Origin of the sequence: Mycolicibacterium grossiae, from assembly GCF_008329645.1 — a bacterium.
In the GTDB taxonomy this organism is placed as follows: Bacteria; Actinomycetota; Actinomycetes; order Mycobacteriales; family Mycobacteriaceae; genus Mycobacterium; species Mycobacterium grossiae.
Window position 1 is genome coordinate 23,718 of the sequence record NZ_CP043475.1, and the last position, 19,962, is coordinate 43,679.

The window sequence follows — 19,962 nt, forward strand, 5'->3', positions numbered from 1 at the left end:
GTTGGGTCAGGCGGTCAGTGCCGCTGGGGTGGCCTCCTGTTCTGTCGGTGTGTCGTTGACGGTGCGTGATTTGCTGAGGACGTCGAGGCCGAGGTAGCGCCGCGATTCTGCCCATTCGTCGTGTTGTTCGGCCAGGACGGCGCCGACGAGGCGGATCAGAGCGTTTCGGTCGGGGAAGATGCCGACGACGTCGGTGCGTCGGCGGATCTCCTTGTTGAGGCGTTCCTGGGGGTTGTTGCTCCAGATCTGGCGCCAGATCTGCTTGGGAAACGCAGTGAACGCCAGCAGGTCCGCCCGGGCTTCTTCCAGGTGGTCGGCGACCTTGGGGAGCTTGTCCGCGAGGGCCTCGATGATCCGATCATATTGCGCAGCAACCGATTCAGCGTCTGGTTGATCGAACACCGAATGCAACAATGTCCGGACCCACGGCCACGACGACTTGGGAGTGACGGCCATCAGGTTGGTCGTGTAATGCGTTCTGCACCGCTGCCAGGCCGCCCCGGGCAGCGTCGCCCCAATGGCCGCTACCAGCCCGGCATGGGCGTCGCTGGTGACCAATTTGACCCCGGACAGGCCGCGGGCGGTCAGCGACCGCCAGAACGTCAACCAGCCCGCTCCGTCCTCGGCGGTACTGACGTCAATACCCAGGATTTCGCGATGGCCCTCGGCGTTGACCCCGACCGCGATCAGGGCGTGCACGTTGACCACCCGCCCGCCCTCGCGGACCTTGAGCACCAGGGCGTCGGCGGCCACGAACGTGTACGGGCCGGCGTCCAAGGGCCGGGTGCGGAAGGCTTCGACGGCGGCGTCGAGTTCCTTAGCCATCACGCTGACCTGGGACTTCGACAGCGACGTGATCCCCAGGGTCTCCACCAGCTTGTCCATCCGCCGCGTCGAGACCCCCAGCAGGTAGCAGGTCGCGACTACCGTGGTCAGAGCCCGTTCGGCGCGTTTGCGGCGTTCCAGCAGCCAGTCCGGGAAGTAGGAGCCGTGGCGCAGCTTCGGGATCGCGAGATCCAATGAGCCTGCGCGGGTGTCGAATTGGCGGTGCCGGTAGCCGTTGCGGGAGTTGGTGCGCTCGGTGCTGCGTTCGCCGTATCCGGCGCCGCACAGGGCGTCGGCCTCAGCGCCCATCAGGGTGTGGATGAATGTGGCGAGCAGCTCGCGCAGCACGTCGGGATGGGCGGTGGTGAGTCGTTCGGCCAGCACGGTGGGCAGGTCGATATTGTGGGCAGTGGTCATCGCGTCGGTTCCTTTGCTCGAGAAACTTTGGTCGGTCTCTCGAAGAATCACGCGATGACCTTCAATCATTCGGCTACGACACGCCGGTACCGCTGATCAGGTCCGACTCGTACACCACCTTGGTGGACGCAACCGATCGTCAGCACGGTCGCACCGCCACCAGACCACCTCACCAAGCCGGACAGGCCGCCGCCAGGCGGCCGGGGTTCGGGCGCGCCAGCGCCCGAAGCCGAGTATTGCACAACTTGTGCCAATGTGCCGTGATTGTAGTTGTGTGGAAGAGGGAGGGAGTGGCCGGGTGAGGCGTTGGTTGCTGGTGATGGGCGGTGGGGAAGTTGCGGAGGGGTAGCAGTGGAGATGGAGTTGAAAGGGCTGGTGCGGGTTGGGTGATGCGGAGGAACGTGGAGAGGCGGCTGCTAGAGCTGTTGGTGCGCCGCGATAGCGGCGCCTCAGAACAGGTCCTCGCTTGGCTTGTGGACGGCGATTTACCCCCGGCGATGGGGCGCGATATCGCATGGCTCGACGTGCCGACCGAGTAGCGAAGGCCCCGAGCCAGATGCCTGATCAATGTTTGGGGAGCAAACAGCTACATCGGGTAGCGGCGGGCGTGAAACGCCCGCACGGCCCGCTTCGGTAGAAGTCGTTAGCGCAGCGCGGCGGGCGCGGCGTGCGTGGGTGATGAGCTCGTCGCGGCGGCTTGTTCGGCGGCGGCCGCGACGGTGCGCCGGTGTGCGGCGCGTTGCCGCGCTGTGGCCAGCGCCTCAAACGCCGCGGCGCGGCCCGGTCCGGTGGCGGCGGCTTTCCCGCGCGCTCGGCCTTCAGCGTGTTCACGGCGGGCCTGTTCGGCGGCCGCGGCGCGCGCTTGTTCGGCGGCACGTGCCTGAGCTTCGCGGGCTTCGTCGAGCGCGGCGGGTCGGTCGCTCAGGCTGTTGTGGCTGGTGTGCCAGGCCAGCAGTGTTCCAAGCAGGGCGATAGGCCGGGCCGGCGCGTCGGGAATCCAATGTCCGGTGCCGAGCCAGTCGGCCACCAACGCGGTCAGGTCAGCCGGTGTCCAGCCGGCGGCCGCCGGCGCGGCCAGCATCCCCGCCCAGCTGCCGGTGGTGTACATCCGTGCCCACGGCGGGGTATCCGGGTCAGCGCGCCACCTGGCGGCCAGCCGACGTCCCTGCTCGTCGGGGGCTCGGCGGCGCGCAGCGCCGTGGTGCCGGGCGCGTGCGCCCGTGCGGGTAGTAACCGGATCTCTAAAACAGGGGGAGGTGGTGGTTACTGGGGACCGTTCCAGATGGGGTGACAAGCTGTGGATTACTCGGTTGATCTGGGGGTTATCGTGCAGCGCCCACACCGAAGCCCAGCCGCGGTGCCGGTCGCCCATCCGCCAGGAGGCCATCCGCTCGATGTAGGTGCGTTGGCGGCCGCGCAGAACCTCGGTGGCCACGCCGAGCAGGCGTAGGCACTCGTGGGCCCGCTGGATGGTGCGCTCACAGAACCCGGTGGCGGCCGCCAGTTGGTCATTGGTGGGTCGGCAGTTGCGGCCGGTGCTCCAGTCGGCGTAGCGCGCCATGGCCGCAGCGATCACGATGAGCGTCTTTTTCCCGATCCCGCCGTCACACATGCGGCGGCGCACCTCGGTGGCGTAGCGCAGCTCGTACGCCACCGCGACGGTGGTGTGCGCCCAGTAGGACGGTCCCCCGCTCCAGCACGGCACACCGGCATAGGCGTCAGCATCAAGCTCCAAGCCGACGAACACACTCGGCGCCGGCATGTCCCGGCCCGAAAGCCGGCGGCCGCGGCGGATCGCCAGGACCTCGGCGGTGCCGGTGGTGCGGATAACACCGCGCCGGCGCACGACCGGGGTACACCCACGATACGTCGGCGGTGGTGCGGTGACCGGCCGCCGCCTCGAAAACGGCCGGTAATGGTTGCTATCTGATAAACCACGGTGCGCGTCATCTAGAACTGCAGACGGGTGTGCGCTACCGTGAGACCTGTCCAGCAAGACAGTCCCTTCGGGGATGGTGCGAAAGCACCGCAGAGTCGAGACTCCCAACTCGACTCGACGCGGCCCCTGGTTCCAGCCGGGGGCTTTCGTCGTTTAGCGGGTCATCCGCGCGTTATTGAGATGTGCGTAAGGTGGCTAGACCGCCTCCCACTGCGGTCTGGCGCTGTATCTCAGATCGCTAGCGGCAGGACCTCCTTCTCAGATTTCGTGTCGAGTTCGCGGACAAGATGGGGGAAACCCATGTGTCGGCAGATGATGTCGGCCAGGTAGGTGGACCGCTGCATTCCGAGTCGCTGATGGTCGCGCTCGACGAGCTCGGCTATTGGCAGCGGCAGACGCACTTTTGCGTGCGGGCCGATGACATCGTCGGCATGCGCCATGGTGGGCTGCGTTTCGAATAACAGCTGCTGCGGTAAGTGGCGCATCAGATCAGGCCGGCCGTAGTGGAAGCACACGATGTCAGTCAGCACAGCTGACCGGTCGACGCCGTAATCGGCCGCGGCTGCGGTCGCGGTGGTGAGAACGGTGACGGGAAGGGTTGCGGTCATGACGGCTCGCTCCCCCAAGGACGGGCGGCCTCGACGAGTTGGTCCGGTCATATGCGCGATCCTGCCCGTAGCTTTGCCGGAAACGGCGCAGGCGCGCCGGTCCGCGCGGGCGGATTTCCGGCAAACCAACCTCCCCACCCAGCGCGGTTATCGGGCCTCCTTCGCGGCATGTCCTTCCTCGTAGTGGCCGGGTTCGTGCGTGTGGGGGTGGCTGTCAAGGCTCGACCGGAGTTCGACCGCGTAGCGGCGTGGCCTTGACAGCCACCCCCACACGTTCACCACAATCTGCGGCGAGGAAGGAGTTGCTGCGCTCTCCCCCACCCAGGCGCTTCTGACCTGCGCGTTTATAGCAGTCAGTGGTTTAGCCGCCGGGCTTCTGCACGGTGCCCCTGTAGAACGTGGCCTGCCATCCCTTAAGGGGTGAAGGCATGTTTCTACGAGCAATAGGGGCAATTGTGGCACCACAAAAGAAGGACCCGCCGCCACTGCTGACGGTGCGCAGCACCGTCGTGTTCTCGGCGGCCGCCGTGGCCGCCTGGGCTAGCGGGATCGGAACGTACATCGGCACCCGTGAGCCGCTAACGGCAGCAGTGACAGGCGGAGGGGTCTTCTTCGCGGCGGCTGCCTGGCTGAATAAGCACGTTGGCACTTAGGCTGCCCCGTTCATCGGGCACGTTCAACGTAAAGACGCAATTCCGTCATTGCGTTGTTACGTTCTAACGTAGTTATGTTATTACGTCATGACGTAAGGTCTCGTATATGCCGATTCTTTCGTTGGTTCACACCAAAGGTGGTGTCGCCAAGACCACCAGCGCGATGTATCTCGCGACGGCCGGCGTCTCGCGCGGTCTGGACGTGGTGCTCATTGACGCCGATCCCCAGGGCTCGGCGTTGGAATGGGCAGCCGATGCCAGCGCCGACGGTCCGATGCCGTTCCCGGTGGTGCCGGCCAGTCGACCACTGACGGCGGAACGCGATCGAGATTTGACGATCGTTGACACCCCGCCTGGAACAGCGCAGGTGATTCAGGAGGCTATTGACGTTGCGGATCTGGTCGTCGTGCCGACTGGGGCGTCCCCGCTGGACGTTCGCCGTGTCTGGCCGACTCTGGAGATCACCGCTCACCGGCCCACTGCTGTGCTGCTGACCAGTGTGGATCTACGCACCCGTCTTGCCGATGAAGTCCGTGCACTCTTGGAAGCGGAGGGCGTGCCGGTCATCGGGACCCCGATCCTGCGGCGCGAGGACGTGCGCCGCGCCTATGGCGCCACCCCTACTCGTTTGCACGGCTATGACGATGTACTGACCGAACTCCTGGAAGCGATGGCCCATGTCTGATCTGACCTCGAAGATGGCCGCCCGTGTGCGCACTGAGCCCGCAAAGCGGGCGGCCGAAGCGTTCCGGTCGCCGGCAGATGACATGCAGCGGGCGACGGTCTACCTGCCCCGTTCCACTGTTCGCCGTCTCAAGCAAGCCGCCCTCGATGGCGACACCAGCATGAGCAAGATCCTTACCGATTTGGCTGATCGGTGGCTTGCTGACAACGTAAAGACGTAATTACGTCTTTACGTCTAAAGCGTCTTGCACAACTTATGAAGTAGACCGGACTCGGGACGCCCTCGATCCGGCAAAAAGAAGATGGCTCCAACTCCGAAGAGTTGAAGCCATCTCCATGTAAATCGTGTGTCGACGGGGGGAGGCTTTACAGCCAGCGAGTCCCGAAGCGCGTGATAGATAGGCTACATGCCGGGACCGACCTACGCAATGACCGAGGCTGATGCGCAGAAGATCACCAGCTGCCTATCAACTCCGCGGATGACCACCTATCGCCAGGTAGTCACGCACAAGCCGCAGCATGAGCAGACCCTCGCAGCCCTCGCGCTGTACCGCTGGAACGTGGAGGTCTCGGCAGCGTTCATGGCGCCAATACATCTATGCGAGGTCGTGGTAAGGAATGCCGCCTCGGACGCGCTGACAGCCGTCTACGGTCCACGGTGGGTGTGGGACCCCAGTTTCACCGGAGCGTTACCCGACCCTCCAAGACCCGTCTACAGCCCCAAACGGGACCTCATTCAGGTCAGACAGCATCACGCCACGGTGGGCAAGGTCATCCCGGAACTCAAATTTGTGTTCTGGGAAAATCTGTTCACGCGCAGACACGACGGCCGGCTGTGGAACCGCCATCTCCGTACCGTGCTGCCCAACCTCGATGCGAGCCAACCAACGAACGTTCTTAGAAAACACCGTTCGCTCGGAGATCGAGACCGTACGCCACATCAGAAATCGCGTCGCGCACCACGAGCCGATCTTCGCCCGCAACCTCCCAGGTGAATTGCAAAGCATGCAACGGCTGGTTCAGTGGCGATCTGCCGAAGCCGCGGCCTGGTTCAACGACATGGAAAAAGTCACTGACCTGCTCAATGCCCGCCCCTAACTCCGTTAGCGCACCAAGACGCATTGACGCAATTACGTTAAGACGTAATTGCGTCAATGCGGTAGTACGTCATAACGTCATAACGTCATCTCGTTATCTCAGACGCTTGCCTACGTTTTGTGGCTGGAAGCGTTTTGACCAGGCTGGGTAGCTGCCGAGGCTTCGAAGCAGCGGAGCAGTGAGGGCCGCGGCGACCTGGCCGGGGTCGTTGTCGAGGTCCTCTAGCGAAGCTTCAGTGACCCGCTCATAGATGTTCTCGGTGTAGGTCGGCCCTCGGTCCCCAAAATGCTGGTCAGTGAGGGTCCATGACACCGCGTCGCGAAGGCCGTTCATCGAGAGTGCGAACCGCCAACTGCCGGTGTATCCCCAATGGTGCGAGACCGCCGCGGACAGTCGGGCTAGCAAGCTGACGTGACCGATGATCAACGCCTCGAACACCACGGTGGAGTCGGGTGGGGGAGGGTAGACGTTGCTGAACGATCGTGTGGTCACGGCTCGCTCAGATGCTAGAACGAGTCGCCCGGATTCGGCGAAGACGATTTCGGCGGCGCGGTCGTTGCCCGTAAAACGTTGTCCGTCGTGCATGCCGGTGGTGAGTGCGACGCCGCCGGGTCGCCGGGCGAATCCGCTGGCCTGGACCAGTGTTGGTGCGTACGTCTGGTGTTGAGCGTCCGCAGCTGAGTGCACCAGTTGAAGCACTGTTTCTTGCCACGTCGATGATTCAGACAAGGCGACGAGCATGTCTTCACGGGCGCCGAGCGGATCGGCCACCGCTACGAACAGGCGTTGGTCCTGGCCTGCGAGGTCGGTGCGGATGGTGCGCGCCTCTGCTCGCAGGTCGCGCCGATCAGCCAGTCGCCGGTCCAGGAGCCGCACGACCTCGGTGTTGGAGAGCATTCGATTGGTTTTGTCCCCGCGGCCGTAATAGCGACCATCGACCATGTGCGGCGCTCGAACTGACTGCGGAACGTGAACGACGAGGTAACCGAGGGTGGGATCGCCGGCGGAGTTTTATGACGGTAGTGCGGATCTGTACCGCCTCGTCAACCCTCATTCGTGCAATCTGCTCGATGCGTTCGGCGAGTCCGTCGACAGGAACGGGCCACAGACCGGGCGGAGTGGTGTCCTCGTCGACGCCGATCAGGATCGTTCCACCATCCAGAGCGAACGCAGCGATGTCTTTGGCTAGGTCTTTGTTCGCGGCGTTTCCGGATCCCAGCTCGCGCTTGAGGTCCAACCAGTGGGTTTCTTCCAGCAAGCCATTCAACGCTAACCGCTGCAGTTCTTCCTCCGTACGGGCGGGGATCGCATTCATGGGGTTCCTCGAACGGTCGGTCGCGACTAGCGGCTGAGCAGTTCGCGTAGGCGCTTCGCCCCGCGGTCAGACACCGACTGCGACGACAGGACGTAGGCGGCGGCCTGATCGGGAGTGAGCCGGCCGCCGCTGACGTGGGCGTTGAGAAATCGCCGTGCTTGGGCTTTGTCATCTGCTCCGGTCCAGCCGTTGCGACCGCCGTAGAAAATGACGGAATCAAGGTCTTTGCGCACGTCATCGCCCATCTCGGAGGTGGCGGCCTCTCCTGTCAGCAGGTTGATGGCGGCCGCGCCAGCAGCCCAGTCGGCCAAGGGTGTGGAACCCTCGACGACAGCAAGCGAATGACCGCGCGCGAGGCCCATCGCGAAGTGCAATGACCGTTCATCTGGCACGAAGGCGAGGACCGGTCCACGATCGGGCCGGCTGCGGCTTTGCGGAGTGGTGTGCCCACCCGCTCGGATGATCTCGTCGAGGTCGGCATAACCGAAGCTCCCGGCATTTTGAGCGTTGCTCACCAGCAGCGGGACGAGATCCTCGTCCTGGCTGCGTTCCCAGATCCAATCGGCGGCCAGGGCGATGGCGTCCTCATAAGGCCGATCTTCGACGTCATCGGGGACCCAGGCCGCGGCTCGCAGATGAGTCGACGGGTGCAGATCGGCGCTGGTCATGAGGCGGCTCCTGATGGCGAACTGAGTTTGGCCAGGTAGCGGTACGCCGTGGCGCGACTGATCCCGAATGCTTGAGCGAGTTCAGGGACTGGTTCGCCGGTTGCGGCGAGCCGGCGCAGCTGTTCTTGGCGTTCCGGGGTTAGCTTGGCCGGCTTGGTGGCGGGCAGTTGGCGAACGCGGCGGGAGTCACGCGAGGCGGCGCGGCGCTCGCGACCGAGCTCGAGCTCGAGTTCGGCGAGCGTCGCCATTATGGTGGCCACCGCGCGCCCTGTCGGTGTGCCGGTGTCGACGCCTTCGCGTAAGGCGCGCAATAGAATTCGGCGCTGGCCGAGATCGGCGATGGTGCGGGTTATTTCTACGACAGATCGGCCTAGTCGATCGATGGCGGTGACGACTACGGTGTCACCTTCGCGGGCGTAGTGAAGCAAGCCCGTCAGGCCTGGCCGATCGGTGTTCACTGCGCCGGAGATTTTGTCGGTGAAGACATGGTCCGATTCGACCCCCTCGGCGGCGAGCGCGGCGAGCTGCGCATCGAGGTCTTGGCCCAGAGTGCTCACCCGCGCGTACCCGAGGATCGTTGTCACAGCATCTACGGTCTCATTGCCCTCCGACAATGAGGATCTGAGACACGCGGTGTGAGACGAGAAATGAGATTGCACGACCAGCGGTTATGCGGCAGGGGAGGAGCGTCCGACGGGCTGTCTCGATTCTTTAGATACGAGACGGACGTCTATCCGCGCGCCAGAGCCTGGTCAAGGGCCGTGGTGAGGTCTTCGTAGCTGCGTGGCTGGATGCGTTCCCCGTTGAGGAAGAAGGTGGGCGTTCCCTGAACACCCAGTGCGGTGCCGTCGGCGATGTCGAGCTGGATGCGTTCCAGGGTGGCCGGGTCGTTGTAGGTGGCGTCGAAGGCGCTCATGTCGAGGTCGAGTTGCTGGGCAAAGCCGCGGAACACGTCATCGGCGGCAGTCTGCTGCTCGCCCCATTCTGTTTGTGTGTCGTACATTTTGCGGTACATGGGTTCGAGTTGGCCTTGCTGGGCGGCGGCTTCCACCGCGCGGGCGGCGCGCTCGGCGTTGAAGTGCGAGCGCAGCGGGAAGTAGCGCAGCACGAAGTTCACCCGGGTGCCGTATTCGGCGCGGAGCTGCTCGATGGCGGGATACACCGCGCGGCAGCCCTCGCACTCGAAGTCGAGGAACTCGACGAAGTAGATATCGCTGTCGGGCACCGAGTTGAGCCGGTGGCTGTTCTCTCTGACCGTCTGACCGGCTGGTGACCCGTCAAGTGCAATGTCGGAAGTTGAGCCCGCGTCGCGGACGGAGAGAAACACCACGGTCCCCACGGTGGCCACCGCGATGACGAAAAGCGTGAGGAGCACGCGGGTGTTGGCCAGGATCGAGCCGAGGCCTTTCATCTTCATATCAACGTATTTTAGTATATGAATATGGCCGAGCCGCTCGATACCTGCGATCTTCTGTGTTTGGACCTGCTCCACGCGGAGGAGATCCGCGCCGCGGTGCCCGACAGCGCCACTGTGCAGGCCGCCGCTGCAGCTGCGCGTGGGTTGGGGGATGGCACTCGGCTGTCCATTGCGGCCGCGTTGGCCACTGGCGAGGAGTTGTGTGTCTGTGACATGGCCTGGGTGGTCGGGTTGTCTCAAGGTCTGGTGTCACACCATCTGCGCCAGCTCAAGAATGCGTCCCTGGTGTCCTCGCGGCGCCAGGGGAAGTTGGTCATGTATCGGCTGACCGAGCGGGGTCGCCAGTTGACGGCTTCGGTGCTGACCGGCGTGGCCGCGGTTGCTGAAGGAAGTCCGTTGTCGACTTCCAGGCGGAACGTGAAAAGCGTTGGCCAGCAACGCAATGCAACTGGTCTCGGTGGCAGTGTTGCTGTCGGTGACCGATCTCCGACCGCAGGACAGGAGCCAGTGTGATGCCAAGGATCAGTGCGCAGGCCCGGCTGGTGTATCGACGCGAGATGGAGGCGGCCAGGAAGGCCGACGATGCGCTGGTGCGGTGGCGACATCTGGAGCGGGCTCATATCGTGTCGCAGCCAGATCCGTGGCTGCACACCTGCAACCACGCCGCGATGCTGGTGTTGGCCGTGCGTCAGCGCGATCGCCGCGAAGCACTTGGGCAGGTGCTGCGCCTCATTGTCGCCGCCCCCGGGTCGATGAGCGGTCGGTATCCCGTCGGCAACACCGGCCGCGTCACGGCAGGGTTGATGACGCCGATGCCCATTCCCGACGATCTCGCCGCAGCCGTCACCAGTAGATGAGCGCCGCCACGGCGACCGGGCAGGCAAAGCTGCTGTCTTCGTGGAGGTGTCAGGGTTCGGTGGTGAGCCGGTCGAGTAGCGGCCGTAGGTCTTCGGCCAGTAGTGCCATGAGGTATACCGCTGCGACCCTGTGGTGGCGGTCCAGGACCATCGTGGTGGGCACCACGCTGGTCGGATAGTTACGTCCCAGGGTGATGAGGCTGCGCAGTGAGGGGTCGAAGATGGAGGGATATTGCACGTTGCGGTCGGTGACGAAATCGCGTGCAGTGTCCCGGTTATCGCGGACGTCGATGCCAAGGAATTGCACGCCCCGATCGCGGTACTCGGTGTACACCGTTTCCAGTTCCGGTGTTTCGGTGCGGCAGGGCGCACACCAGGAGCCCCACACGTTGATGACGACGACCTTGCCGGTGAAATCGGACAGCTGGATCGGTTCGTCGGTGAACAGATCAGGTCCGGTGAGATCGCCGATCGTGCCCCGTGTCGAGGGTGGGTCGTAGAAGATCGCGGTTTGGCCGCCGGGTGAGACGAAGTCGAAGGTGCCGCCTTGGGCCACGGCATCTTCGCCGGTGGTGCAGCCGGTGACCGAGGCTGCGGCGACGACAACGGCTGCCACGACGGCGATACATCGACTGAGGCTCGGCACGAAAATTCCTTTCGATGACCACGTTTGTCGCCGATTGCATCGCCGGTGTTCCTGGCTGCCTAGTTTTCAAAGGCGAGGCCGCTGACCAGGATGAAGATGCCCAGTCCGATCAAGACGATCGGGAACAGGACGTGTTCCCAGCGTTCGAGGACTTCGGCGATCGGGCGGCGGGTGGCGACGAATCGGGCGGCGAGGACGAGGACCGCGACGAGGGCGAGGAAGACGATGCAGTAGGCCACCACGGCCGCAGGTCCCACGCTCAAGAAGACCGGGACGTAGACCCCGATGTTGTCTCCGCCGTTGGCGAAGGTGACTGCTGCGACGGTTAAGACACCGACGTTCTTGCCGGCCACCTTGTCGTCGTCGTCATCGTCATCGTTGCCACGCCAGGCTTCCCAGGCCGCCCACAGTCCCAGGGCCAGGGGTATGAGCCCGAAGTACGGGATTGACCTCTGGGGGAAGGAACGCTCCGGCGCCCAGTGTCACCACCACCGCCGCGCCCAGAATCCCCGCAAATCCGAGGTATTGGCCTGCGGTGATCCGGGCCGTGGTGCCGCGTTGTCCCGCGCCGCGGGCGAAGAACAGCGAGAGCACGATGATGTCGTCGATGTTGGTGACGATGAACAGGCCGATGGCGGGCAGAACAGACGACACGATCATGCGCCTGCCCCCGTGTCTGCGGTGTCGTTTACCCGCCCATAAAGTCACCACGCCGGTGTGGCCGGCGGTCACGACGGCGCGCCGACCGGCGCCGCGCGAGTGGGGCTGGCTTGCCGGATCGGCCGGCGCGCCGGCCAGCGGTGTGCTGCGTTCGGCCCGCACGCCGTTGGCGATGACCACGATTCTCGGCAGTTCGTGGACCAGCACCACGGCGGCCCAGGCCCGAGCACCCCGAACAAGGCCAGCGGCATCAACACGATGATCAGGCCCAGAGACAGGCCGACGTTTTGCAGCATGATCCGCCGCGCCCGGCGGGCATGACTGAACGCTTGGGGAAGGTGGCGCAGGTCTTCACCCATCAACGCCACGTCGGCGGTTTCGATGGCCACGTCGGTGCCCAATCGCGCCCTACGCGATCCCCACGTCGGCGGTGGCCAGCGCGGGAGCGTCGTTGACGCCATCACCGCCCATCGCGGTGGGGCGCTGAGCCCGGAGCTGTTCGATCAGCCGCGCTTTGTCTTCGGGGCGCAGCTCGGCGTGCACGTCCTCGATCCCGACATCGCGGGCCAGCGCCGCGGCGGTGGCCGTGTTGTCGCCGGTGAGCATCGCCACGTGATAGCCGTCGCGGCGCAACCGGGCGACCACCTCGGCGGCCTCAGGCCGCAGCTCGTCGCGCACGGCGATGGCGCCGATCACTTCGCCGTCGTCTTCGACGAGGACCGCGGTGGCCCCGGTCCGCTGCATGCGGGCGACGTCACCGGCGAGCGGGCCGGGGTCGAGCCAGCCGCTCGCGGACCCTGCGTGATTCAGCGGTCGAGACTCCCGGCGCCAGGCCCTCGTCAATGTCGGCCTGACGCACCCAGGAGCGCACCGACTCCAGTCCGTAGCCGAGCTGGCGGGCCACCCGCGCGACCGTGCCCTGCTCAGTCCCCAACTCCGCCCTCAGGGTCCGGACCATCCGCACCGCGGCGGCCTTCTCCTCCGGGCTATAGCGGCGAGTGGTCGGTTTCCCCGGCGACTGCTCCTTCGGCATGACTCCATCCTCGTTTCCAAGGTCAGGAGCCTCCGGATTTCCCAGAGCGTGTCAAATCTGGATCTGGCGTCAGCCGCGAGACACCCCACGGCGGCAACGCCGAATCAAATGAGCAGAGCGGTAGTAAGGGGAACCCAGCTACTACGCCGAGCACAGAAGGTTCCGGCGCACCGAGTCCCCCCGATCCCAGTTCACTCGAAAACGCTTACGCGGCAACTGGAACACCGACGCCAATGCCAGCGCCGATGACACCCGCTAGCGGTGGGTTGTCGGCTACGGGCAGTAGCGGCGGCGGGTTGAAGATGCCGGGTGCGGGTGGTTTGTCGGGGGCTGGTTCTGTCTCCCCGGAGAGCGGTGCTGGGGGGTTGAATCCGGCTGCGGCGGCGGGGTTGTCGCCTGGGTCGGGAGGTGCTGGTCTGCCTGCGGCCGCGGCGGGTGGGGGTGCGTCGACTCCTTCTTCTGACTTTTCGCGGGGATTCAACGCGGGTCTGGCGGGTGGTGGTTCGGTGTTGCCGCCGCCTGTGACCCCGCCGCCGGCGCAACCGGCGAGTTCGACGGTTGGTGCGTATGGGTCTCCGAGTGCTGGGGGTGCGCCATCGGTGCCGGCTGGCGGCGGTCCGGTGGCGCAGAGCGCACCTGCTGCTGCGGGCGGATCAGCGGCACCAGCTGGGCCGGTGGGGACACCGATGGTGTCGCCGACACCTGCGCCCGGGGGCCCGTTACCACCCTTCAATTCCGACATTGCCCCGCGCCAGGTGTCTGCGGCGTCTGCGTCGTCGGCCCCACCTGGTGCACCAGCAGCCCCGGCGTCGCCGGCTGCGGGTGGGCCGGGAACACCGCTGCCTCCTGGAGTGGTGGCGTCGGGAGGTGCCGCGGCTGCTGCGGGTGCGGTGGCGGGAGTGAGATCGGCCGCGCCTGATCCGTTGCTGGCCAACGCGTGCGCGTTGGTGGAGGAGCTGATGAAGGCTTCTCGCCATTACGGCACCATCGACTGGTGTGTGGGGGTGTTCAAGACACCTGCGAGAACCCGGACCGTGGTGACGTCCGGCGAAGGCGCGGGGTTCATCCCGGCGGGGGTGCATCTGCCTAAAGGGGTGGAGTCGTTGTTCTCAGATTCTGGTTTGGACAACGCTTTTCGGCGTCGCTGGTTCGGCTGGATCAATCCGGCGCAGACCATGGTGGCTTACGGGAACTCGGTGACCGCGCTGGACCCGAATATTGAGCTGTGGGCGGTGGCGGTCTCGACGGGCTTCGGCGGATCAGCACAGCCGGCCCGGGCCGCTGGGGTGCCGCACTATGCCGACTGCTCCATGCACACCACCGATACGCCCCTGGGTGGGGGCGTGGTGCAGCCGCCGTTGGATGAGACCCGGTTACACCGCTTACAGGCCCTCAATCCGGCCGCCTACGCGCAGTTGAACACCGCAACCCCGGTCGACGTGCGCGAATCACTGGCCATCACCAGACAGACTGCGCACGTCACGTTCACCCAGGCCGGTGAACTCCTGACGCTGCCGATACCGCCGCTGCTGCGCGAGATCGCCACCCACCTCGACCGCGGCACCGCCATCACCGAATCGCAGTGGGACGAACTCGCTAGTGCCGTGCTACCGATGGCGATCACCGACAGCTCGGGTCAGCGGCCCGGCCGGATCGGCACCGACACTGAGGCGTCGTCGTACGCGCGAGTGCAGCACAATGTGGCCCGGCTCGCGGAGATGCTGCTGTTGTGGCGCCGCGGCGCCCCAGATCACCGGGAGGTGGTCTATCTGGCCCACCATGTCGCCGCTGAACGCCAACTTTGGGTTGGCCACGAGGATGGCGGTGTTCGATGAATGCAGACGTGTCAGTCAACGAGTGGAATCCGTTAGAGGTAGCCGCTGAGGCGACAATTGCTGCCGCCACGGCCGCGTTGGTGTGGGAAGGCCAAGACAGCTACGGGGTACTGGAACGGGTAGCCGGAGCCACAGCGAAAGGCATCGCAACAGCTCGGATTGCCGCCGAAATTATGGCTGACGTCACCACCTCAGTTCAGTTCACTGCGGCCGACGAAGATGCGCGCGGCGGCGCTGTAGCGGGGCTTCCGGGGTGGCTGGCGCCGCGGTGGGCGGCGTCCGTGCGTGGCGCACTGGACGAACTCGAAGCCGCCGGGCGGCCCGGCTACGCCATGGTCAAGGCGATCACCTGGCCTGCCTTGCGCAGCGTCGCGGTGTGGACCCAAGACGGGCCGCTGCAGACATGGCAGACGGCTCTGATTGTGAGCGAGGCGCGGACTGCTCTGGCTCACCGCGTAGGCGTCTGGGCATAGGGCTGAATCAGAGTTCGAGGCCGTCGACGTCGCGGCCACGACCTCGGCCGCGTGACTGTTCGGCGCTGTGTTCCAGTCCGGCGCGGAAACGTTCGTAGGCCTGGTGGAGGCTCTGTTGAGCGTGGGCATGCTCGCGCCAGGCGGACCGCCAGGTGCCGCGGCGTTGCTCATGGCGGTCGAGGACCTGGCCGATGATGTCGGGGAGGTGTTCGCGGGCGGTGTGTTCGGCTTCGACGTGCATGGTGCGGGGGCGGTCGTCGTTGGCCAGGATCATCTGATGACGGCGCTCATCGAAAATCCCCGGCTGTGCTCGCCGAAATTCCTCACCTGTGAGCAGCGGTCAGTGTAGTTGTTGGCGGGTGCCGGTGGTGGTCCGGCGTAGGGTTTCAGCGGCAGCGTGATGGTCGCGTAGCCGGTAGGACTCGCCGTCGAGGTTGATGACGACCGAGCGGTGCAGCAGGCGGTCGAGCATGGCGGCGGCCACGGTGGTGTCGCCGAGGATCTCACCCCAGGCTCCCACCCCGCGGTTGGTGGTGATGACGATGCTGGTCTTCAAATACCGTTGGGAGACAACCTGAAACAACGCCGAGGCGGCTTCGGCGGGCAACGGCAAGTACCCCAGCTCATCGATCACCAGCAGCGTCGGACCGGCGAAGAACCGCATCGTGGTGGCCCAGCGCCCCTCGATCGCTGCGCGATGACACCGGGCGGCCAGGTCGGCGGCGGTGGTGAAGTAGGTCCGGTAGCCGGCGTGTGCTGCAGCGCGGGCCAATCCGACGGACAGATGCGTCTTGCCGGTGCCCGGTGGCCCGATGAGCAGGATGTTGGTCGCCGATTCCAGGTAGCGGCAGGTGCCCAGTTCGTCGATGAGCTTGCGGTCGATCCCGGCAGCGGAGTCGACGTCGAAGTCGGCCAGGGTGGCCGGTGTGGGCAGGCAGGCGAACCGCAACCGGCCGGCCAGTCGGCGGGCGGTGGAGGCCTCGACTTCCACGGCCAGCAGCCGCTCCAATGCGACGGTCAGGGACAGGCCTTCGGCGGTGGCCTGGTCGAGCACCGCGGGCAGCGCTTCGGCGGCCGCGGTGAGTTTGAGTTCGGCCAGGTGTGAGCGCAGCTGCTGATAGCGGCTCGCCGCCGCCGACGGCGACTCCTGGGTGGCGGTTGTGGTGGTGGTCGTGGCGTTGGGCGGCGTGGCGGTCATTGGATGGTCCTGTTCTGGGCGGCCCGCTCGTAGGCGGACAAGTCGATGACGGTGGAATCGGTTGACGGAGTCGATGTTTCAATTGCGGTGGTGGATGGCCGCTTGATTGCAAGCAGTTGCGCGGCAGCGGCTTTGGCGGCCGGTCCCGGTGGGATGCGTTCCTTGCGGCGATGCGGACGCCCGGTGGCTGCGGTGGCCATCGCCGCGGTGTCCAAGGCGATGACATGCCCGCTGTCACGCACCATCACCCCAAGCCCGTCGGCGGCCATCCGGTGGCGAGCGACGATGATCCCGCTCGTGGTGGCGATGTCGCAGAACTCGCCGCCGACCGGATGGGACACCACGACCTGGGCGGCGGCCAGTTCCGGGGGCACCGAGTAGCGATTGCCGCGGTAGGGCACCAATGCCTGCCGGGACGCGGTCCGACGCTCGGAGACGATGACGGGATACGCCTGCGCCGGCGCCGGGTGTAGCGGTTCGGCCTTGGCCACGACAGCGACCGAGGACCGCCCGTCAGCGGTGGCCCGCATTCGGGTGTCACCACGGACCCGGGCGAAGCGATCCACGCTGGCCTGGGCCGCCTCCACGGTGGCCTCGTCGGCCAGGGTGCGCCACCAGCGTTGCGCGGCGGTGTGATTGACCTTCTCCACCACGCCCTTGCGGTTGCCGCGCCGGGCCGGGCAGATCGCCACCGCGACGCCGTAGTGCTTGGCCACCCCGGCGAACGATGCCGTCACCCGACCCGAGCCGGGGTCACACACGGTCGCCATCCGATCGAAGCGCCACACTCGCGTGAGTCCACCGAGGCCGCGGGTGACGCGGTCCAGGCCGGCGACCAGATGCGGCTGATCCTCCGAGGGCGCCAGATAGCCGCGCCACTTCCCGGAATGCGCCAGCGAGCCGACCAGCAGGTGCGCGGTCTTGCCCCAGCCCCACGACTGCGGTGGATCGGGCAATTCCAGCCAGTCCCATTGGGTTTCATCCCCGGGCTCGTGCGGGATCACCGCGTTCGGGCGCTGCGTGGCGGTCCGGCAAGCCTCACAGACCGGGCGCAGGCTGCGGGCGCGGATGTTGCGGGTCAGGCTCTGATACGACAACCCGAACCCCAGGTCCTCCAGTTCGTCGAACAGGGTGCGGGCCCACAGGTGCGGGTCCTCGGTCAGCCTCGCGGTGATGTAGTCGACGAACGGATCGAATGGATCCGGGTCGGGCCGGGCGCGGACCCCGGGCGTGCCGTCACCGGCCAGATACTTGCGGACCGTCTTGCGGTCGAAGCCGGTGTGGCGGGCGATCGCCGAGATCGTCCAACCACGTTTGTGCAGGGCATGTACTTCCACATCGTCCTCCCATGTGAGCATGAGAAAGCGGGCCTCCTTCGATGGAGCAACTGGCGTCAGACACCAGCAGCTTCGAGGGAGGCCCGCCCTTCTCGGCGGAGCCACACGGGTGGGGAATTTCGATGAGCGTCAGTGGGGAAATTCAGTGAGCGCGGTCACTGAAGGGCGTGCGCAGCAGTGTGTTTGGCGCCGCGCCGGGCCACATGCATGTCGGTGTGGGGGGCGCTGTGTTCGTGGTCAGCTTCGCCGCTGGCTCGGGTGTAGAGGTAGGCGTGGTTGGTCTGGCGGCCGCGGCTGAGCCCGACGTAGGCCTGGGTGCGGGAGGCGGTCTCGCCGAGCACGGTATGGGCGGTGTCAACGGTGACACCTTGAGCGGCGTGCACGGTGACCGCATATCCAAGGTGGACATGCTGGCGCAGATAGTCACCCTCGAACAGGACGCGGGCTTTGTCGGTGAGCCGTTCAGCAGCGACACGGTTGGTGGTTTCGTCGACGCCGGCCACCCGCCACCGGTTGCCGTTGCGCACCTGATCCACCGCCTGGCCCTCACGGTGGTGGGGGCCGGGGTGCACGGTGATGGTGGGGTCGTTGTCGCGGCTGACGATGATGTCACCGACCCGCACCGTCTGGTCGCGGGCCACCTGCGCAGCGGGTCCCTGAGTGCTGAGGGTGTCGTGGAGGCGCTGGTTGAGGGCATCAGCGATGTCCCAGGTATCGCAGACGAGCAGGGTGTTCTTTCCGGCGGCGCGGTCGTCGAGGTAGGCCGCGAGTGCGTCGGCGGCCATGCTGACCTGATCGCCGGTGTGCAGACGGTCGTGGCTGCGGTACCAGCCGACTGCTCTGCGGAGTCGGTTGCCGCGCCCGTTGCGGATCGCTAGCGAGGCGTCGCGTTCGGCCGGATCGCGCATGCGCCACACCTGCGAGAGGCGCTGAGTCCAGGGCAGCTCGGTGCACAGTTGGTCGAACATGCCGCCGCGGGCTTTGACCGGGGCAAGCTGGTAGGGGTCCCCGACCAGCACGGTTTTCGCCCGGGCGGCGGTGGTGGCCTCCAACAGTTGGCCCAGCTTGGGGGTGGCCACCATGGAGGCTTCATCGACGACCACCACGGTGCGCTGATCGAGTTGCAGGGTGCCGTTGTCGAGCTGGTGCAGCGCTTTGTCGAGGGTCATCCCGTGATCGCCGGCACCGTCAGCGAGTGCTTGGTCGACCGCCGTCCCGGTGGGAGCGAGGACCAGCACCTCTTTGTGGACTCGGTGGGCGGCGGCGCGCAGGGCTTGCAGGGAGTGCGTTTTCCCCGCACCCGCGGGTGCGGACAGCGGATTGACCAACCACTGCGACATGCCGATCGCGGTCACCGCGCGCGCCTGATCCGGTGACAGCGCGGCCAGGTCGCTCGAGCGCACACCCAGGCGCGCACGCGCATCGGTGACACCCGCGGCCTCGAGGACGCGCATCTCCTCCTTGAGGATCGCGGTCAGCGTGTATTTCTCGTGTCCTTCGCGCTCATGTGCGGCGCGCGGTGCGCTCACCCGCAGGCCGATGCGCGCGGCGAGGTCCTCGATGCGCGCCCGCACATCCCGGCCCTCACCAGGATCTTCGTCATACGGCATGACCGCGCCGATCAGCTCGACGACATCGGCGCGCGTGAACGCGGCCTTATCGATGTGCGCTAGCGCGGCAGCGATACGCGCCCGCCCGGGGATGCGCGCTTGTGCGCGCCGCTCAGCGCGCGCGGCGAAGTGCGCATCGCGGTCCAAGTCCAGACCGCGCGCATCAGCGCGCCACGTTGCTTTGAGTTCTTCCCAGGCGAGCTGCTCGGGTTTGGAGGGCCGCGTCGCTTTCTGCGCGGTGGCCAACTGCGCGGCGGTGGGTTCACCGTCGACGACGACGAGGTTGTCTTTGGCCCATTCCCGCAGTCGGGTCGACCGCTGCGACCACGCCTTGATGCTCGCCGCGGTGACGCCGGCGATCTCGGCCATGCCGGAATGCTCATCGACGCGCTGCCATTCGAAGCCGCGCTCGGCGTGCAGCTCGTGACGCAGGGTGGCTTGGTAGATGATCCCGGCGGCCTTGGCTTCGTGATACAGCGACTTGGAGTCGATCGACACCAACCGGCCATCGGCCCTGGCCTGGCGGTTGGGCACGATGACGTGGGTGTGTAGGTGCGGGTCCCCGCACCGGCTCGTCTCATGCTGGTAGGCGATCGCCACCAGCCCGGGCAGCCGTTGGAGGTCTTTGTTGCTGGTCAGCGGGTTGTGCACCCGCGTGTAGCCGGCGTGCTCGTGCAGGTAGGTCATCG

At 66.1% G+C, this 19,962-nt stretch carries 19 protein-coding genes and 4 pseudogenes; 8 read left to right on the forward strand and 15 right to left on the reverse strand.

The window, feature by feature from the left end:
* Positions 1-6 precede the first annotated feature (6 nt).
* From FZ046_RS27070 to FZ046_RS27080, 3 genes are all read right to left on the reverse strand, one after another.
* Positions 7-1,242, reverse strand: coding sequence for an IS256 family transposase (locus FZ046_RS27070; RefSeq protein ID WP_070356446.1), 1,236 nt, complete (start codon positions 1,240-1,242; stop codon positions 7-9).
* 643 nt (positions 1,243-1,885) lie between these two features.
* Entirely contained in the window at positions 1,886-3,088 is a 1,203-nt protein-coding gene (locus FZ046_RS27075; RefSeq protein WP_238958595.1) for a helix-turn-helix domain-containing protein, read from the reverse strand.
* 323 nt (positions 3,089-3,411) lie between these two features.
* Positions 3,412-3,789 carry a hypothetical protein gene (locus FZ046_RS27080; RefSeq protein ID WP_070356062.1) on the reverse strand — a complete coding sequence of 126 codons (378 nt, stop codon included), beginning with the start codon at positions 3,787-3,789 and terminating at the stop codon, positions 3,412-3,414.
* Between the two features lie 759 nt (positions 3,790-4,548).
* Between FZ046_RS27080 and FZ046_RS27085 the strand changes: the two genes are divergently transcribed.
* The 3 genes from FZ046_RS27085 to FZ046_RS28090 all read left to right on the forward strand — a co-directional run bounded on the left by FZ046_RS27085 (position 4,549) and on the right by FZ046_RS28090 (position 6,224).
* Complete coding sequence (locus FZ046_RS27085; protein WP_070356063.1) at positions 4,549-5,127, forward strand: nucleotide-binding protein; 579 nt, start codon at positions 4,549-4,551, stop codon at positions 5,125-5,127.
* The gene (locus FZ046_RS27090; protein WP_070356064.1) at positions 5,120-5,347 is read left to right on the forward strand and encodes a hypothetical protein; all 228 of its coding nucleotides are present in this window, start codon (positions 5,120-5,122) and stop codon (positions 5,345-5,347) included. Before FZ046_RS27085 ends, FZ046_RS27090 begins: the two co-directional genes overlap by 8 nt.
* A gap of 652 nt (positions 5,348-5,999) precedes the next feature.
* Complete coding sequence (locus tag FZ046_RS28090; protein ID WP_246183107.1) at positions 6,000-6,224, forward strand: Abi family protein; 225 nt, start codon at positions 6,000-6,002, stop codon at positions 6,222-6,224.
* A 93-nt stretch (positions 6,225-6,317) separates the two neighbouring features.
* Here the strand turns inward: FZ046_RS28090 and FZ046_RS27100 are convergent, their stop codons facing one another.
* The 5 genes from FZ046_RS27100 to FZ046_RS27115 all read right to left on the reverse strand — a co-directional run bounded on the left by FZ046_RS27100 (position 6,318) and on the right by FZ046_RS27115 (position 9,624).
* Entirely contained in the window at positions 6,318-7,166 is an 849-nt protein-coding gene (locus FZ046_RS27100) for a hypothetical protein (protein WP_246183117.1), read from the reverse strand.
* Positions 7,072-7,539, reverse strand: coding sequence for an AlbA family DNA-binding domain-containing protein (locus FZ046_RS28095; RefSeq protein ID WP_246183108.1), 468 nt, complete (start codon positions 7,537-7,539; stop codon positions 7,072-7,074). The genes FZ046_RS27100 and FZ046_RS28095 overlap by 95 nt, the downstream gene beginning before the upstream one ends.
* A 26-nt stretch (positions 7,540-7,565) precedes the next feature.
* On the reverse strand, positions 7,566-8,207 hold the full coding sequence (locus FZ046_RS27720) for a hypothetical protein (protein WP_176749671.1): 642 nt from the start codon (positions 8,205-8,207) through the stop codon (positions 7,566-7,568).
* On the reverse strand, positions 8,204-8,791 hold the full coding sequence (locus tag FZ046_RS27110; RefSeq protein WP_070356066.1) for a recombinase family protein: 588 nt from the start codon (positions 8,789-8,791) through the stop codon (positions 8,204-8,206). Before FZ046_RS27110 ends, FZ046_RS27720 begins: the two co-directional genes overlap by 4 nt.
* Positions 8,792-8,937: 146 nt before the next feature.
* Positions 8,938-9,624 (reverse strand): DsbA family protein, encoded by a 687-nt coding sequence (locus FZ046_RS27115; RefSeq protein WP_070356067.1) that lies wholly within the window; start codon positions 9,622-9,624, stop codon positions 8,938-8,940.
* 24 nt (positions 9,625-9,648) lie between these two features.
* Here FZ046_RS27115 and FZ046_RS27120 point away from each other — a divergent pair.
* A pseudogene (locus tag FZ046_RS27120) lies at positions 9,649-10,008 on the forward strand (ArsR/SmtB family transcription factor); the annotation flags it as partial.
* A gap of 128 nt (positions 10,009-10,136) precedes the next feature.
* Positions 10,137-10,481, forward strand: a complete 345-nt coding sequence (locus FZ046_RS27125; protein ID WP_070356074.1) for a DUF3703 domain-containing protein — start codon at positions 10,137-10,139, stop codon at positions 10,479-10,481.
* A gap of 49 nt (positions 10,482-10,530) precedes the next feature.
* On the opposite strand, the gene FZ046_RS27130 is transcribed toward FZ046_RS27125, so the two are convergent.
* From FZ046_RS27130 to FZ046_RS27145, 4 genes and pseudogenes are all read right to left on the reverse strand, one after another.
* Positions 10,531-11,127 carry a TlpA family protein disulfide reductase gene (locus tag FZ046_RS27130; RefSeq protein ID WP_070356068.1) on the reverse strand — a complete coding sequence of 199 codons (597 nt, stop codon included), beginning with the start codon at positions 11,125-11,127 and terminating at the stop codon, positions 10,531-10,533.
* 59 nt (positions 11,128-11,186) lie between these two features.
* Positions 11,187-11,787, reverse strand: a pseudogene (locus FZ046_RS27135) (cadmium resistance transporter).
* An 87-nt stretch (positions 11,788-11,874) separates the two neighbouring features.
* Positions 11,875-12,573: pseudogene (locus FZ046_RS27140) on the reverse strand (HAD-IC family P-type ATPase); the annotation flags it as partial.
* A pseudogene (locus FZ046_RS27145) lies at positions 12,545-12,820 on the reverse strand (transposase); the annotation flags it as partial. The pseudogenes FZ046_RS27145 and FZ046_RS27140, both read right to left, overlap by 29 nt.
* A gap of 899 nt (positions 12,821-13,719) precedes the next feature.
* Here FZ046_RS27145 and FZ046_RS28100 point away from each other — a divergent pair.
* From FZ046_RS28100 to FZ046_RS27160, 3 genes are all read left to right on the forward strand, one after another.
* Complete coding sequence (locus FZ046_RS28100; protein ID WP_246183110.1) at positions 13,720-14,655, forward strand: EspK C-terminal domain-containing protein; 936 nt, start codon at positions 13,720-13,722, stop codon at positions 14,653-14,655.
* Positions 14,652-15,128 carry a hypothetical protein gene (locus FZ046_RS27155; RefSeq protein WP_070356070.1) on the forward strand — a complete coding sequence of 159 codons (477 nt, stop codon included), beginning with the start codon at positions 14,652-14,654 and terminating at the stop codon, positions 15,126-15,128. Before FZ046_RS28100 ends, FZ046_RS27155 begins: the two co-directional genes overlap by 4 nt.
* A 67-nt stretch (positions 15,129-15,195) precedes the next feature.
* A complete protein-coding gene (locus FZ046_RS27160; RefSeq protein WP_149484379.1) occupies positions 15,196-15,477 on the forward strand; it encodes a hypothetical protein in 282 nt (93 codons plus the stop codon).
* Here FZ046_RS27160 and istB read toward each other — a convergent pair.
* The 3 genes from istB to mobF all read right to left on the reverse strand — a co-directional run bounded on the left by istB (position 15,469) and on the right by mobF (position 19,960).
* Positions 15,469-16,326: an IS21-like element helper ATPase IstB gene (gene istB, locus FZ046_RS27165; RefSeq protein WP_070356438.1), complete on the reverse strand. Its 858-nt coding sequence runs from the start codon at positions 16,324-16,326 to the stop codon at positions 15,469-15,471. The two genes, FZ046_RS27160 and istB, sit on opposite strands and share 9 nt — an antisense overlap.
* Positions 16,323-17,684, reverse strand: a complete 1,362-nt coding sequence (locus FZ046_RS27170; RefSeq protein WP_070356439.1) for a Mu transposase domain-containing protein — start codon at positions 17,682-17,684, stop codon at positions 16,323-16,325. Before FZ046_RS27170 ends, istB begins: the two co-directional genes overlap by 4 nt.
* 134 nt (positions 17,685-17,818) lie before the next feature.
* Positions 17,819-19,960, reverse strand: a complete 2,142-nt coding sequence (mobF, locus tag FZ046_RS26950) for a MobF family relaxase (protein ID WP_246183111.1) — start codon at positions 19,958-19,960, stop codon at positions 17,819-17,821.
* Between the last annotated feature and the right edge of the window lie 2 nt (positions 19,961-19,962).